The sequence below is a fragment of the Ensifer sp. D2-11 genome (assembly GCF_054161295.1).
Window position 1 is genome coordinate 561,410 of record NZ_CP096433.1, and the last position, 13,293, is coordinate 574,702.

The 13,293-nt window shown below is 62.8% G+C and carries 16 protein-coding genes; 15 read left to right on the forward strand and 1 reads right to left on the reverse strand.

What is annotated here, in order from left to right:
- Positions 1 to 3 precede the first annotated feature (3 nt).
- The 6 genes from livM to M1D34_RS02645 all read left to right on the forward strand — a co-directional run bounded on the left by livM (position 4) and on the right by M1D34_RS02645 (position 5,849).
- A complete protein-coding gene (livM, locus tag M1D34_RS02620; RefSeq protein WP_010969969.1) occupies positions 4 to 1,389 on the forward strand; it encodes a high-affinity branched-chain amino acid ABC transporter permease LivM in 1,386 nt (461 codons plus the stop codon).
- The gene (locus tag M1D34_RS02625) at positions 1,389 to 2,276 is read left to right on the forward strand and encodes an ABC transporter ATP-binding protein (protein WP_003525635.1); all 888 of its coding nucleotides are present in this window, start codon (positions 1,389 to 1,391) and stop codon (positions 2,274 to 2,276) included. Before livM ends, M1D34_RS02625 begins: the two co-directional genes overlap by 1 nt.
- The gene (locus tag M1D34_RS02630) at positions 2,273 to 2,998 is read left to right on the forward strand and encodes an ABC transporter ATP-binding protein (RefSeq protein ID WP_003525634.1); all 726 of its coding nucleotides are present in this window, start codon (positions 2,273 to 2,275) and stop codon (positions 2,996 to 2,998) included. Before M1D34_RS02625 ends, M1D34_RS02630 begins: the two co-directional genes overlap by 4 nt.
- A gap of 25 nt (positions 2,999 to 3,023) precedes the next feature.
- Entirely contained in the window at positions 3,024 to 3,368 is a 345-nt protein-coding gene (locus M1D34_RS02635; RefSeq protein WP_003525632.1) for a DUF6867 family protein, read from the forward strand.
- A 114-nt stretch (positions 3,369 to 3,482) separates the two neighbouring features.
- Positions 3,483 to 4,601 carry a branched-chain amino acid ABC transporter substrate-binding protein gene (locus tag M1D34_RS02640; protein ID WP_003525631.1) on the forward strand — a complete coding sequence of 373 codons (1,119 nt, stop codon included), beginning with the start codon at positions 3,483 to 3,485 and terminating at the stop codon, positions 4,599 to 4,601.
- A 304-nt stretch (positions 4,602 to 4,905) separates the two neighbouring features.
- Positions 4,906 to 5,849, forward strand: a protein-coding gene (locus M1D34_RS02645; RefSeq protein WP_498780526.1) for an IS630 family transposase whose coding sequence is annotated in 2 segments (ribosomal slippage) — positions 4,906 to 5,242 and positions 5,242 to 5,849 — 945 coding nt in all. Because the reading frame shifts where the segments join, the coding sequence is not laid out codon by codon here.
- Positions 5,850 to 5,958: 109 nt separating this feature from the next.
- Here M1D34_RS02645 and M1D34_RS02650 read toward each other — a convergent pair.
- Entirely contained in the window at positions 5,959 to 6,411 is a 453-nt protein-coding gene (locus tag M1D34_RS02650) for a MarR family winged helix-turn-helix transcriptional regulator (RefSeq protein ID WP_013844779.1), read from the reverse strand.
- 180 nt (positions 6,412 to 6,591) lie between these two features.
- Here M1D34_RS02650 and M1D34_RS02655 point away from each other — a divergent pair, with 180 nt between their 5' ends.
- The 9 genes from M1D34_RS02655 (at position 6,592) to ureC (ending at position 13,292) form a co-directional block, all read left to right on the forward strand.
- Entirely contained in the window at positions 6,592 to 7,593 is a 1,002-nt protein-coding gene (locus tag M1D34_RS02655) for an alpha/beta fold hydrolase (protein ID WP_010969967.1), read from the forward strand.
- Positions 7,594 to 7,714: 121 nt separating this feature from the next.
- A complete protein-coding gene (locus M1D34_RS02660) occupies positions 7,715 to 8,692 on the forward strand; it encodes a 2-hydroxyacid dehydrogenase (RefSeq protein WP_498780529.1) in 978 nt (325 codons plus the stop codon).
- 65 nt (positions 8,693 to 8,757) lie between these two features.
- Positions 8,758 to 9,591 (forward strand): urease accessory protein UreD, encoded by an 834-nt coding sequence (locus M1D34_RS02665; protein WP_498780531.1) that lies wholly within the window; start codon positions 8,758 to 8,760, stop codon positions 9,589 to 9,591.
- A 28-nt stretch (positions 9,592 to 9,619) separates the two neighbouring features.
- On the forward strand, positions 9,620 to 9,922 hold the full coding sequence (locus M1D34_RS02670; protein ID WP_003525618.1) for an urease subunit gamma: 303 nt from the start codon (positions 9,620 to 9,622) through the stop codon (positions 9,920 to 9,922).
- 12 nt (positions 9,923 to 9,934) lie between these two features.
- A complete protein-coding gene (locus tag M1D34_RS02675) occupies positions 9,935 to 10,189 on the forward strand; it encodes a DUF1272 domain-containing protein (RefSeq protein ID WP_107608246.1) in 255 nt (84 codons plus the stop codon).
- An 11-nt stretch (positions 10,190 to 10,200) separates the two neighbouring features.
- Entirely contained in the window at positions 10,201 to 10,506 is a 306-nt protein-coding gene (locus M1D34_RS02680; RefSeq protein ID WP_498780534.1) for an urease subunit beta, read from the forward strand.
- Complete coding sequence (locus tag M1D34_RS02685; RefSeq protein ID WP_498780536.1) at positions 10,503 to 10,922, forward strand: lysozyme inhibitor LprI family protein; 420 nt, start codon at positions 10,503 to 10,505, stop codon at positions 10,920 to 10,922. The genes M1D34_RS02680 and M1D34_RS02685 overlap by 4 nt, the downstream gene beginning before the upstream one ends.
- Positions 10,923 to 10,925: 3 nt before the next feature.
- Positions 10,926 to 11,576, forward strand: coding sequence for a Urease operon accessory protein (locus tag M1D34_RS02690; RefSeq protein WP_498780538.1), 651 nt, complete (start codon positions 10,926 to 10,928; stop codon positions 11,574 to 11,576).
- Positions 11,577 to 11,579: 3 nt separating this feature from the next.
- On the forward strand, positions 11,580 to 13,292 hold the full coding sequence (gene ureC, locus M1D34_RS02695) for an urease subunit alpha (protein ID WP_003525612.1): 1,713 nt from the start codon (positions 11,580 to 11,582) through the stop codon (positions 13,290 to 13,292).
- The last annotated feature ends 1 nt before the right edge of the window (position 13,293 follow it).

Consider the following 13,293-nt stretch of genomic DNA (forward strand, 5'->3'; position numbering starts at 1 on the left):
TCCATGGCAAATGTCGCATCCACAACCGCAAGCGCCGGCAGCGAGCTGACGGCGCGGGCGCTCCGCGAGGCTGTCTTTGCGGGCCTCATCACGCTCGGCATGTTCGTGCTCTTCGTCGGCCTCAAGACCGACCAGAACATCCGCAACGAACTCATCCTCACGCAGCGCTGGGGCCTGCTCGCGACCTTCGTGGCCATCGCCATGGTTGGCCGCTTCCTCATGGTCGCCTATGTCCAGCCGCGGCTGGCGCAGCGCAAGGCGGCGAAGGCGGCCGCGCCCGATGTGGTGAAGGAGGAGACGTTCTTCAGCCGCAACTGGTCGAAGATCGCGGTCATCCTGCTGCTGATCTACCCACCGGTGATCGTCGCGCTCGTGGGCGTCCAGGGATCGCTGAAATGGGTCGACAATTTCGGCATTCAGATCCTCATCTACGTGATGCTTGCCTGGGGCCTCAACATCGTCGTCGGTCTCGCCGGACTGCTCGACCTCGGCTATGTGGCCTTCTATGCCGTCGGCGCCTATTCCTACGCGCTGCTCTCCAGCTATTTCGGCCTGTCCTTCTGGGTGCTGCTGCCGATTGCCGGCCTTCTCGCCGCCTGCTGGGGCGTCGTCCTCGGCTTTCCGGTGCTGCGCCTCAGGGGCGACTACCTCGCCATCGTGACGCTCGCTTTCGGTGAGATCATCCGCCTCGTGCTGATCAATTGGACAGAGGTCACGAAAGGCACGTTCGGCGTTTCCGGCATCGCCAAGGCGACGCTCTTCGGTATCAAATTCGATGCTACGAAGGACGGCTTCGCGGCAATGATGGGCCTGCCGATGTCTTCGGCCTATTACAAGATCTTCCTGTTCTATCTGATCCTCGGTCTCGCCCTGTTGACGGCCTTCGTCACGATCCGGCTGCGCCGGATGCCGATCGGCCGCGCCTGGGAGGCATTGCGGGAAGACGAGATCGCCTGCCGGTCCCTCGGTATCAACACCGTCACCACAAAGCTGACGGCGTTTGCGACGGGGGCGATGTTCGGCGGCTTTGCCGGTTCGTTCTTCGCTGTGCGTCAGGGCTTCGTCTCGCCGGAATCCTTCGTCTTCCTGGAATCCGCCGTTATCCTCGCCATCGTGGTTCTCGGCGGCATGGGCTCGCTGACGGGTATCGCCATCGCCGCCGTCGTCATGATCGGCGGCACGGAAATCCTGCGTGAACTGACCTTCCTCAAGATGATCTTCGGACCGACCTTCACGCCGGAACTCTATCGCATGCTGATCTTCGGCCTCGCCATGGTCGTCGTCATGGTCTGGAAGCCGCGCGGCTTCGTCGGATCACGCGAGCCGACCGCGTTCCTGCGCGAACGCAGGGCAATCTCCGGCAGCTTCACCAAAGAGGGGCACGGCTGATGGCCTTTGGGACCGACACCATGACAAAAGATCCCATCCTCAAGGTTGAACGCCTGTCGATGCGCTTCGGCGGTCTCATGGCCATCAACGACTTCTCCTTCGAGGCGGAGCGCGGCGAGATCACCGCGCTGATCGGTCCGAACGGAGCGGGCAAGACGACGGTGTTCAACTGCATCACCGGTTTCTACAAACCGACGATGGGCATGATCACCATGCGGCAGAAGTCGGGCGCCGAATTCCTTCTGGAACGGCTGCCGGATTTCGAGATCACCAAAAAGGCCAAGGTGGCTCGGACCTTCCAGAACATCCGCATGTTCTCGGGCCTGACGGTGCTCGAAAATCTGCTCGTTGCCCAGCACAACAAGCTGATGCGGGCATCCGGCTATACCATTCTCGGCCTGTTCGGCTTCCCGGCCTATCGCGAGGCATCCAGGGAATCGATCGAGCTCGCCAGGCACTGGCTCGAAAAGGCATCGCTGACCGAGCGGGCCGACGATCCGGCCGGCGACCTGCCCTATGGCGCTCAGCGGCGGCTCGAGATCGCCCGCGCAATGTGTACCGGGCCGGAGCTTCTCTGCCTGGACGAGCCCGCGGCGGGTCTCAATCCGCGTGAATCGCTCGCCCTCAATGCGCTGCTGCAGGAGATCCGCCGCGATACCGGCACCTCCATCCTGTTGATCGAGCACGATATGTCCGTGGTGATGGAAATATCGGATCACGTCGTCGTGCTCGAATACGGTCAGAAGATTTCCGACGGCAACCCGGACTTCGTGAAGAACGATCCAAGGGTCATTGCGGCCTATCTGGGTGTCGAGGATGAAGAGGTTGAAGAGGTGATCGGAGAAATCGAGGAAATCGAGGGCGAGCGTGGGGGGCCCGGACAATGACTGCGCCCCTGCTGCATGTGAGAAGCGTCGAGACCTATTACGGCAACATCCGCGCGCTGAACGGCGTCGACATGGAGGTCCATCGCGGCGAGATCGTGGCGCTGATCGGCGCCAATGGCGCCGGGAAATCGACGCTCATGATGACGATCTGCGGCAGCCCGCAGGCGCGCACCGGCTCGGTTCACTTCGACGGCCAGGACATCACGCGTCTGCCGACGCATGAGATCGCGCGTCTGAGGATTGCCCAGTCGCCGGAAGGGCGCCGGATTTTCCCGCGCATGACGGTGCTCGAGAACCTCCAGATGGGTGCGAGCCTCGACAATCTGAAGCACTTCAAGGAAGACGTCGAAAAGGTCTTCACGCTTTTCCCGCGGCTCAAGGAGCGGCAGGCGCAGCGTGGGGGTACGCTTTCGGGAGGCGAGCAGCAGATGCTGTCGATCGGCCGTGCGCTGATGGCCCGTCCGAAGCTCCTGCTGCTCGACGAGCCGTCGCTCGGGCTTGCGCCGCTGATCGTCAAGGGCATCTTCGAAGCGATCAAGGTGCTCAACAAGAACGAGGGACTCACCGTGTTCCTCGTCGAGCAGAACGCCTTCGGAGCGCTCAAGCTCTCCGATCGAGGCTATGTAATGGTCAACGGCCGTGTGACGATGAGCGGGTCGGGCAAGGACCTCCTCGCCAATCCGGAGGTTCGCGCGGCCTATCTCGAAGGCGGCCGCCATTGATCCGCCGCGTCTGGAGTTGAGTGAGATGCAGGGAATTCTCTACGAAGAAGCCTCGATCTGGCAGTTTTTATTCATCACCTGCGTTCTCGGGGGCTGGACGGCGTGGCGGACCGGCAAGAGCGTCGCGGAAAGCTGGGGTGGCGTTCCGCGGCTCGTGATTTATGTCGCGCTTTTGGGCTGGGGCATCCGCTTCATCCATCATGCGCTTTTCAACGGGACGATGTTCACCCTGCAATACTATATCGTGGACACGCTCGTCCTTTTGTTGTTTGCTACCGCTGGTTTCCGTTACTATCGGACCAAGCAAATGGCCAGCATGTACTATTGGCTTTATGAAAAAACCTCGCCTTTCTCCTGGAAGGCAAAATAAGGGAACAGCGCGTGCCGGTCCGCGCGGCCGGTGCGAAAGAACACCGGCGCAATGATGGTGGGCATTGCGCAGGCTTATGAAACGAGACCCGCTCGAATAATTGGGAGTAACAAGATGAAAAAGTCTCTTCTGTCGGCCGTTGCGCTGACAGCAATGGTCGCCTTCAGCGGCACCGCGTGGGCTGACATCCTGGTCGGTGTCGGTGGTCCGTTGACTGGTCCGAACGCCGCCTTCGGCGCGCAGCTCCAGAAAGGTGCAGAACAGGCGGCCGAGGACATCAATGCTGCAGGCGGCATCAATGGGGAACAGATCAAGGTCGTACTCGGCGACGACGTTTCGGATCCCAAGCAGGGTGTTTCCGTCGCCCAGAAATTCGTGGCCGATGGCGTGAAATTCGTCGTTGGTCACTTCAACTCGGGCGTCTCGATTCCCGCATCGGAAATCTATGCGGAAAACGGCATCCTGCAGGTGACGCCAGCCTCGACCAACCCGCAGTTCACCGAACGCGGCCTGTGGAACACCTTCCGCACCTGCGGCCGTGACGACCAGCAGGGCGCCGTTGCGGGCGCCTATATCGCGGCCAATTTCAAGGACGCGAAGGTCGCCGTCATTCACGACAAGACCCCCTATGGTCAGGGCCTTGCCGACGAAACCAAGAAGTCGATGAACGAAGCCGGCGTCACCGAGGCGCTCTATGAAGGCATCAACACCGGCGACAAGGACTTCTCCGCACTTATCGCCAAGATGAAGCAGGCTGGTGTCTCGATCGTCTATTACGGCGGTCTGCACACGGAAGCCGGCCTGATCATGCGTCAGATGAAGGACCAGGGCCTGAAGGCGACGATGATGTCGGGCGACGGCATCGTCTCGAACGAACTGGCCTCGATTGCCGGCGATGCGGTCGACGGCACGCTGATGACCTTCGCACCGGACCCGCGCAAGAGCCCGGCCGCCAAGGACCTCGTCGAGAAGTTCCGCGCCGCCGGCTTCGAGCCTGAAGCCTACACGCTCTATGCCTATGCGGCCCTTCAGGTGATCGCAGAAGGCGCCAAGGCCGCCGGCAACACCGATCCGCAGGCGGTCGCCGAAGCCATCAAGGCCAAGGGCCCGTTCAAGACGGCAATCGGCGAGCTCGGCTTTGACGAAAAGGGCGACATCACCCGCCCGGACTACGTCATGTACACCTGGAAGAAGGGTGACGACGGCAAGTTCAGCTACTTCCAGAACGAATAGTTCTTTTTCATAGGCAATCTGGAAGGCCCGGCGGCATACGCCGGGCCTTCTGCTGTTTGGAGCCAGCGAGATTGCTTGGAAGAGCAAATCGGACGATCAGAAGGGTCTAAGTGTTAGAGCGGGCTGAGGAAAAGTGTGTGCGGTTTTCCGGCCGCATCCCGCGTCTCGACTTCTTGGAATAGATCACGGCCATGTAGGTCGACCCGACCTAGAGCGCGTCCGATGAAAGCGGAATCGGCGCGAGGATTCCTTTTCAGAGCGTTCTGTGATTCCCTCCTCCTGTCTTTGATTTGTCGGAGGGAACATGGCCCGAGCATTGAGTGATGATCTTCGCCACCGGGTTCTGGCTGCGTCGGCTGGTGGGATGTCCGCGCGGTCGGCTGCAGCGCGGTTCGGGATCGGGATTTCGACGGCGATTGCCTGGATCGCGAGCGCCCGGCAGGGTCAGGTGAGCGCTGCCAAGCAGGGTCGACCTGGAGGTTCCCGTCTCGACGATCATGAGGCTTTCATCATCGGCATGATCGAGGCGTCGAAGGACATCACGCTGAACGAGATGGTTTTGCGTCTGGAAGAGGACCGATCCGTCTCTATCGGCCGCAGCACCCTCGACGTCTGGCTGCGCAAGCGCGGCTTCACATTCAAAAAAAGACCGCACATGCATTGGAGCAGGAGCGGCCAGACCTCCTGAAGCGGCGTCAGGACTGGTTCGATGCCCAGCTTGATCTCGATCCAGCCCGCCTCGTCTTCATAGACGAGACGGGTCTTTCCACGAAGATGTCCCGGCTTCGCGGTCGCGCGCCGCGCGGAGAGCGTTGCCGATCGGGCGTTCCGCACGGTCATTGGAAAACTACGACGTTCACCGGGGCGCTCAGGCTCTCCGGCATGACCGCACCGATGGTCCTTGACGGGGCGATGAATGGAGTGGCTTTCCGGGCCTATGTCGAGCAGGTTCTCGTGCCGACCCTCACGCCCGGCGACATCGTCGTCATGGACAACCTGCCGGCTCACAAGGCAGATGGCATCCGACAGGCCATAGAAACCGCCGGCTGCACGCTGCTCTATCTCCCGCCCTACAGCCCCGACTTCAACCCGATCGAAAACGCCTTCTCAAAGCTCAAGGCGCTTCTGCGGGCACGGGCCGAACGCTCCGTCGACGCCCTGTGGAACACCGTTGGCGACATCGTCAAACTCTTCGAGCCGCAAGAGTGTGCGAACTACTTCGCAGCAGCAGGATATGAGCCGGTTTAAAGTGGACGTGCTCTAGGTAACTCCCGTGGTTCGATAGGACTGTTTGTGAACCACTCTGGTTTGTCAAGGTTCCATTCGAGAGCCGACGCTTCCTGTTCAATGACGCACTTTATCGCAGCAGCGACGCCCGGAGAGCCGCGATTTCTCGTTTTAGCCGGGCGACCTCTGCCGGCTCCATTCCCGTCGCATCGGCAATGCCGATCGGAACGCGGCTTGCTTTTTCCCTGAGCGCGCGGCCGGTCTCGGTCAGTCGCACACGCACTTGCCGCTCATCGGCCTTGTCGCGGGTCCGCAAAATGTAGCCCATGGCTTCCAGCCGCTTCAGCATGGGAGTGAGGGTGCTCGACTCCAGGAACAGCTTCTCGCCCAGACTGCCGACGGTCTGGTCGTCCTTTTCCCAAAGAGCAACCATCACGAGGTATTGCGGGTAGGTCAGGTCGAGCTCGTCGAGGAGCGGCTTGTAGACACGCGTGAAGGCGTGATTTGCGGAGTAGATCGCAAAGCACAGGAAGTTGTCGAGCTTCATGAGTTCCTCCGAGGAGGGGAGGTTTGTCTTCGCCATCGCTTCGGTCCCGGTTGTCGTGCCCACTAAAATAAATCGTTCGCGATATAATCGCAAGGTATTGACACCGGACGGAGCGCACGATAAATATCGCACACGATTTAATCGCCTTCGATATAAAATTGCGTTAGCGGTTGGATCGTGAATTATGACCGGATTTCAGGGAAAGGAGCATTTCCAATGACCAAGTCTCAGGTGAAGACAACCACGAACGACGTCTCCCGCAGAGAAATTCTGGCAGGCGCAATCGGCGCCGCCACCGCCACCGCCGCGGCCGCTCTCTCGGCCGCCAGCCCGGCCGTCGCCGGGGGTGCTGAGCCGCCCGCCGGTGCGGCGACCCCTGGAGCAACCGGCAGCAGGATCATCACGCGTGATGGCGTCGAGATCTATTATAAGGACTGGGGTCCGAAGGGCGGACCTGTGGTCATCCTCAGCCATGGCTGGCCGCTTTCGTCGGATAGCTGGGAGGCACAGGCCTTCTATCTCGCCAATAACGGCTTTCGGGTCGTCACCCATGACCGCCGCGGCCACGGCCGTTCGAGCCAGCCATGGGACGGCAACGACATGGACCATTATGCCGACGATCTCGCCGATCTGATCGAAACGCTGGACCTCAAGGATATCTTCCTTGCCGGCTTCTCGACCGGCGGCGGCGAAGTCGCCCGTTATATCGGACGCCACGGCACGGCGCGCGTCGCCAAGGCAGGACTGATCTCGGCAGTGCCGCCCTTGATGGTCAAGACCGACGACAACCCCGGCGGTCTGCCAAAGGAGGTGTTCGATGGCCTGCAGGCCGCCAGCCTCGCCGATCGCTCGCAGCTTTACCGGGACATCGCCTCGGGCCCGTTCTTCGGCTTCAACCGGCCCGGCGCGAAACCTTCGCAGGGCATGATCGACAGTTTCTGGCTGCAGGGCATGACGGCCGGTCACAAGAACGCCTATGACTCCATCGTCGCCTTTTCGCAGACGGATTTCACGGAGGACTTGAAGAAGTTCGATGTGCCGACGCTCATCATCCATGGCGACGATGACCAGGTCGTGCCCATCGATGCGGCCGCGCGTGCCTCCAAGAAGCTGGTCCCTCAGGCCGAGCTGAAGGTTTATCCGGGCGCTCCGCACGGCATCACGGATACCCACAAGGACCAGCTCAACAAGGACCTGCTCGACTTCGCAAGGTCCTGAGACAGCGGGATTGCTGCAGGCAAAGCAGCTGAAAAGGGCACCGCCGGGTGCCCTTTTTGTATCTGACCGGCTACCCATCGGCTCGATTTCATGCACTATCCGGAAGGGTTCCGGGAGACAAATGATGACCGCCAAGCCGCGCATTCTTATCACTCGCCGCTGGCCGCAGGCCGTGGAGCGGGTTTTGGCCGAAAGGTTCGATACAGTCCTCAACGAGGAGGACCGGCCGCTCGACAGGAGCGCGCTCGCAGACGCCTTGCGCAATTTCGATGCGGTGCTGCCGACCGTCTCGGACCGGCTGCCGGCCGATGTTTTTACGGGCGGAGGTCTTCGCACCCGGATCCTCGGCAATTTCGGCGTAGGCTACAATCACATCGACGCCGGAGCTGCCAAGGAAGCCGGCATCGTGGTGACGAATACGCCCGGCGTTCTGACCGATTGCACTGCTGATCTCGCCGTATCGCTGCTGCTCGCCGCCGCGCGCCGGACCGGCGAAGGCGAGCGGCAGGTGAGGGCGGGCGCCTGGGAGGGGTGGCGGCCGACCCACATGACCGGAACGAAGGTGACGGGCAAGACGCTCGGCATCATCGGCTTCGGGCGAATCGGAAAAGCCATGGCGAAGCGCTGCCATTTCGGCTTCGACATGGACATCGTCTTCTACAACCGCTCCAGGGTAGCGCCGGAGGAAGCGGCGCGCTTCGGGGCCCGCCAGCTCGATACGGTCGAGGACGTGCTCAAGGCAGCGGACTTCGTGTCGCTGCATTGCCCGGGCGGCGGCGAGAACCGGCATTTGATCAACGCGGCGCGCCTTGCGGCAATGAAGCCTGGCGCCTATCTCATCAACACGGCGCGGGGCGATGTCGTGGACGAGGCGGCATTGATCGAGGCCCTTGAGAAGGGCGTGATCCGCGGCGCCGGGCTCGATGTCTACGAGGCGGAGCCTGACGTTCCCACGCGCCTGCGAGCGCTCGAAAACGTCGTGCTGCTGCCGCATCTCGGCAGTGCCACGGAGGAGACGCGCACGGCAATGGGGATGAAGGTCGTCGACAACATCACGGCGTTCTTCGCGGGCCTGGAGCCGCCGGACCGGGTGGCGTGATCTTGGCACTTCGGCAACGCGGTTCGGGCGAAGACCCGTCCGCAGGGGAGCTTCGGCAAACGTCCATGGAACCGGCAGCGATCATCGCACCGCAGCGGGCGAGGGGAGAGGGGCGGCTCGTCGCCAAGGCTGAAGGCGGCCGCACGCGCATCGCCGAGCTCTACCAGGAAGGCTGCGCCAAGATCCGTCTGCCGAGGACCTTCGATGCCTCGATGGAGGCCGTGCTCATCAATTCGTCGGGCGGCGTGACGGGCGGTGACCGACTTTCCTGGGAGTTCAGGGCGGGCAAAGGCACGAAACTCACGCTGACGACGCAGGCCTGCGAGAAGGTCTACAAGGCAGCCGCCGGCACGGCCGAGATTGCGACGCGCATATCGGTCGCCGCCGGCGCTCACGTCGACTGGCTGCCGCAGGAGACGATTCTCTTCGATCGGTCGGCCCTGTCGCGGAGCCTCGAGGTCGACCTCGCCGCCGATGCATCCTTTCTCGCGGTGGAGGCCGTTCTGATCGGCCGCAAGGCCATGGGCGAGGAGGTGCGCGCCGGCCTCTTCCGCGACAATTGGCGAATTCGAAGCGGCGGCAGGCTGATCCACGCGGAGAACCTCGCCTTGGCCGGCGACATCGCGGCGCTTGCGTCCCGGCGAGCGGTGCTCGACGGCGCTGCCGCCTTCGCGACCCTCGTCTATGCCGCGCCGGACTGCGAGTCGCAGCTTTCCAAACTGCGCTTGGCGCTCGCGGGACATGCCCTGTCCGGCGTCAGCCACTACGACGTCGGCTGTCGCGACAAGATCGTCGCCCGCGTTGCTGCGGCCGATGGGTTCGCGCTCAGAAAAATCCTCATCCCGCTCATTTCGCACTTGCGTAAAGACGCGTCAGTGCCGAAAGTCTGGACTCTCTGATCCCTGCAATCGATCTGGACGGCGACGCATGAATCTCACTCCGCGTGAAAAAGACAAGCTGTTGATTTCCATGGCGGCGATGGTCGCGCGCCGGCGGCTCGAGCGGGGCGTGAAACTCAATCATCCCGAGGCGATCGCCCTCATCACCGACTTCGTCGTGGAAGGCGCGCGAGACGGCCGTTCCGTCGCCGAGCTGATGGAGGCAGGCGCCCATGTTCTCACCCGCGATCAGGTGATGGAGGGCATTGCGGAGATGATCCACGACATCCAGGTCGAGGCTACTTTTCCCGACGGGACGAAGCTCGTCACCGTCCACGAGCCTATCCGTTAACGAGGAGGCACCATGCTCAGCCTGCGTCCGAACTGCGAATGCTGCGATCGAGACCTGCCACCCGATAGCGGCGATGCGATGATCTGCACCTTCGAGTGTACCTTTTGCGCCGGCTGTGCGGAAACGAAGCTTGGCGGGACTTGCCCGAATTGCGGCGGCGAACTGGTTCGGCGCCCGGTGCGGCCCGCGGCAATGCTGAAGAAATATCCGGCATCGACGGAGCGCGTCCTGAAGCCTCAGGGCTGTGCGCCCGAACGAGCCGCCTGAGGGGAGCGAACATGATTCCAGGTGAGATTGTCGCCGCCGCCGGTGAGATCGAGTTGAATGCGGGCCTCGAAACCGTCAGCATCGAGGTTGCCAACTCCGGGGACCGACCGGTGCAGGTCGGTAGCCATTATCATTTCGCCGAGACCAATCCGGGCCTGATCTTCGACCGTGACGCCGCGCGCGGCAAGCGGCTCGACATTCCTGCGGGTACGGCCGTCCGCTTCGAGCCGGGACAGACACGGCAGGTGACGCTCATCCCGCTTTCGGGAAAACGCGAGGTTTTCGGCTTCCGCCAGCAGGTCATGGGGAAGCTATGAGAGCGGCCGCTCCTGCTTTGAGCCTGTTGTTGTGCTGCACGGCTTCCGCCGATGCGCAACAGCCTGAGCCGGATTGCCGGAAGGCCGTGACCCAGATGGATCTCAACATTTGCGCCGATCAGGGCTACCGGGCGGCGGATGCGGAGCTGAACAAGACCTACCGCCTTGCGGTCGCGGCCATGCAGGCGACCGACAAGGAGCTTGGCGATATCGACGCGGCTTACGTCGGAGCGCTCGAGGCACTGAAAAAAGCCCAACGGGCCTGGATCGGCTATCGCGACGGCCAATGCGAACTCGCCGGGTTCGAGGCGAGGGGCGGCTCGATGGAACGCATGCTGGTCTCCGGTTGCCTCGCAGAGCTGACACGCAAGCGCACCGCCGAGCTCAAGGAACTCATGGAATCTGCGGAGAATTGATCATTGCAAAGCGGCCGCGTCATCATGATCGTTGGCAATGGTGACGTGCCCGGGGGCGCTGCCGCGACGATCGATGCAGCCGATCTGGTGATCCGTTTCAACGATTGCCGCTCGGTCGGGAAGGGCGGCAGCAGGACCGATATCATCGCCGTCTGCAACACCGGCCGCCCGGCACTGTCCATGCTCGGCGGCGGGCGCTGGAAGACGAGTGCGGCGGTCCGGCAGGCACGCGAGCTATGGAGCGTCCGCTCCGGAGCCAGGTTCGCCGCGATGCGGGCAGCACTTGCCGGGACCCATCCGGATCTCGACGATTTCTGCGACGACTATACGGCCGGCTTCGAGAGCTTCGCGCGGGCGACGGCACGCAAGCACCGGGTCATCGCGGCCGAGACGCATGACCGGCTGGAGCGCGATCTCGCCCGCTTCGCGCCGTCGCCTTACGTCGCGCCGTCGAGCGGTCTGGTGGTGATTGCCGACATCGTGTCGAGCTTTGCCGCAGCCGGCGACGATGTCGTGCTTGCCGGCTTCGGCCATATCGGCTGGCAGTGGCACCCGTTCGCCGCCGAGCGCCGCTATGTCGATGCGCTCGCAGCGCAAGGGCGGCTTCGCCGACTTCATCCATTTGCCTCTTCAGATTTGCCCCAGGGAGCCTGATCCATGTCCTACAGAATGTCGCGCGCGGCCTATGCCAACATGTTCGGTCCGACCGTGGGCGACAAGGTGCGCCTCGCCGACACCGAGCTCTTCATCGAGGTCGAGAAGGATTTCACCACGCATGGCGAGGAGGTGAAGTTCGGGGGCGGCAAGGTCATCCGTGACGGCATGGGCCAAAGCCAGGTGACGCGCGAAGGCGGCGCGGTCGACACGGTGATCACCAATGCGCTTATCCTCGATCATTGGGGGATCGTGAAGGCGGATATCGGGCTGAAGGACGGGCGGATCGCGGCAATAGGCAAGGCCGGCAATCCGGACATGCAGCCGGGCGTCACCATTATCGTCGGCCCGGGTACGGAGGTCATCGCCGGCGAGGGCAAGATCGTCACGGCCGGGGGCATGGACAGCCATATACACTTCATCTGCCCGCAGCAGATCGAAGAGGCGTTGATGAGCGGCCTGACCTGCATGCTCGGCGGCGGGACGGGACCGGCGCACGGTACGCTCGCCACGACCTGCACGCCCGGACCGTGGCACATCGCCCGCATGATCGAAGCGGCCGATGCGTTTCCGATGAATCTCGCCTTTGCGGGCAAGGGTAATGCGTCGCTGCCTGGCGCGCTCGTGGAAATGGTACTCGGCGGCGCGACCTCGCTGAAGCTGCACGAGGATTGGGGCACGACGCCGGCCGCCATCGACTGCTGCCTCTCCGTCGCCGACGAATACGACGTGCAGGTCATGATCCATACCGACACACTCAACGAAAGCGGCTTCGTCGAGGATACGATCGCGGCGATCAAGGGCAGGACGATCCACGCCTACCACACGGAAGGCGCCGGCGGCGGGCATGCGCCTGATATCATCAGGATCTGCGGCCAGCCGAACGTCATCCCGTCCTCGACCAATCCGACGCGGCCCTATACGGTGAACACGCTTGCGGAACATCTCGACATGCTGATGGTATGCCATCACCTGTCGCCCACCATTCCGGAAGACATCGCCTTCGCCGAAAGCCGCATCCGCAAGGAGACGATCGCAGCGGAGGATATCCTCCACGATATCGGCGCCTTCTCGATCATTTCCTCCGACAGCCAGGCGATGGGGCGGGTCGGCGAGGTGGCGATCCGCACCTGGCAGACCGCCGACAAGATGAAGCGCCAGCGCGGACGGCTCAAGGAGGAGACCGGCGACAACGACAATTTCCGGGTCAAGCGCTACATCGCCAAATATACGATCAACCCGGCGATAGCCCATGGCCTCAGCCATGAGATCGGCTCGCTCGAGGTCGGCAAGCGCGCCGATCTGGTCCTCTGGAATCCGGCCTTCTTCGGCGTGAAGCCCGACATGGTGCTTCTCGGCGGCACGATCGCCGCAGCCCCCATGGGCGACCCGAACGCCTCCATCCCCACGCCGCAGCCGGTCCACTACCGGCCGATGTTCGGCGCCTATGGAAAGAGCCGGACCAACTCCTCGGTCACCTTCGTCTCGCAGGCGTCGCTCGATGCCGGGCTCGCCGGCAGGCTCGGCGTCGCCAAGGAGCTCGTCGCTGTCCAGAATACCCGCGGCGGCATCGGCAAGGCGTCGATGATCCACAACAGCCTGACGCCGCATATCGAGGTCGACCCGGAAACCTACGAGGTCCGCGCCGACGGCGAGCTCCTGACCTGCGAGCCGGCGACGGTGCTGCCGATGGCGCAGCGGTATTTCCTGTTCTAGA

What these genes read in the sequence shown, in the direction of transcription:
- ureC (WP_003525612.1), top strand. Translation starts at nt 11,580, where the DNA reads ATGTCCTACAGAATGTCGCGCGCGGCCTATGCCAACATGTTCGGTCCG.
- M1D34_RS02665 (WP_498780531.1), top strand. Translation starts at nt 8,758, where the DNA reads ATGGAACCGGCAGCGATCATCGCACCGCAGCGGGCGAGGGGAGAGGGG.
- livM (WP_010969969.1), top strand. Translation starts at nt 4, where the DNA reads ATGGCAAATGTCGCATCCACAACCGCAAGCGCCGGCAGCGAGCTGACG.
- M1D34_RS02625 (WP_003525635.1), top strand. Translation starts at nt 1,389, where the DNA reads ATGGCCTTTGGGACCGACACCATGACAAAAGATCCCATCCTCAAGGTT.
- M1D34_RS02685 (WP_498780536.1), top strand. Translation starts at nt 10,503, where the DNA reads ATGAGAGCGGCCGCTCCTGCTTTGAGCCTGTTGTTGTGCTGCACGGCT.
- M1D34_RS02670 (WP_003525618.1), top strand. Translation starts at nt 9,620, where the DNA reads ATGAATCTCACTCCGCGTGAAAAAGACAAGCTGTTGATTTCCATGGCG.
- M1D34_RS02675 (WP_107608246.1), top strand. Translation starts at nt 9,935, where the DNA reads ATGCTCAGCCTGCGTCCGAACTGCGAATGCTGCGATCGAGACCTGCCA.
- M1D34_RS02660 (WP_498780529.1), top strand. Translation starts at nt 7,715, where the DNA reads ATGATGACCGCCAAGCCGCGCATTCTTATCACTCGCCGCTGGCCGCAG.
- M1D34_RS02630 (WP_003525634.1), top strand. Translation starts at nt 2,273, where the DNA reads ATGACTGCGCCCCTGCTGCATGTGAGAAGCGTCGAGACCTATTACGGC.
- M1D34_RS02680 (WP_498780534.1), top strand. Translation starts at nt 10,201, where the DNA reads ATGATTCCAGGTGAGATTGTCGCCGCCGCCGGTGAGATCGAGTTGAAT.
- M1D34_RS02655 (WP_010969967.1), top strand. Translation starts at nt 6,592, where the DNA reads ATGACCAAGTCTCAGGTGAAGACAACCACGAACGACGTCTCCCGCAGA.
- M1D34_RS02635 (WP_003525632.1), top strand. Translation starts at nt 3,024, where the DNA reads ATGCAGGGAATTCTCTACGAAGAAGCCTCGATCTGGCAGTTTTTATTC.
- M1D34_RS02650 (WP_013844779.1), bottom strand. Translation starts at nt 6,411, where the DNA reads ATGGCGAAGACAAACCTCCCCTCCTCGGAGGAACTCATGAAGCTCGAC.
- M1D34_RS02640 (WP_003525631.1), top strand. Translation starts at nt 3,483, where the DNA reads ATGAAAAAGTCTCTTCTGTCGGCCGTTGCGCTGACAGCAATGGTCGCC.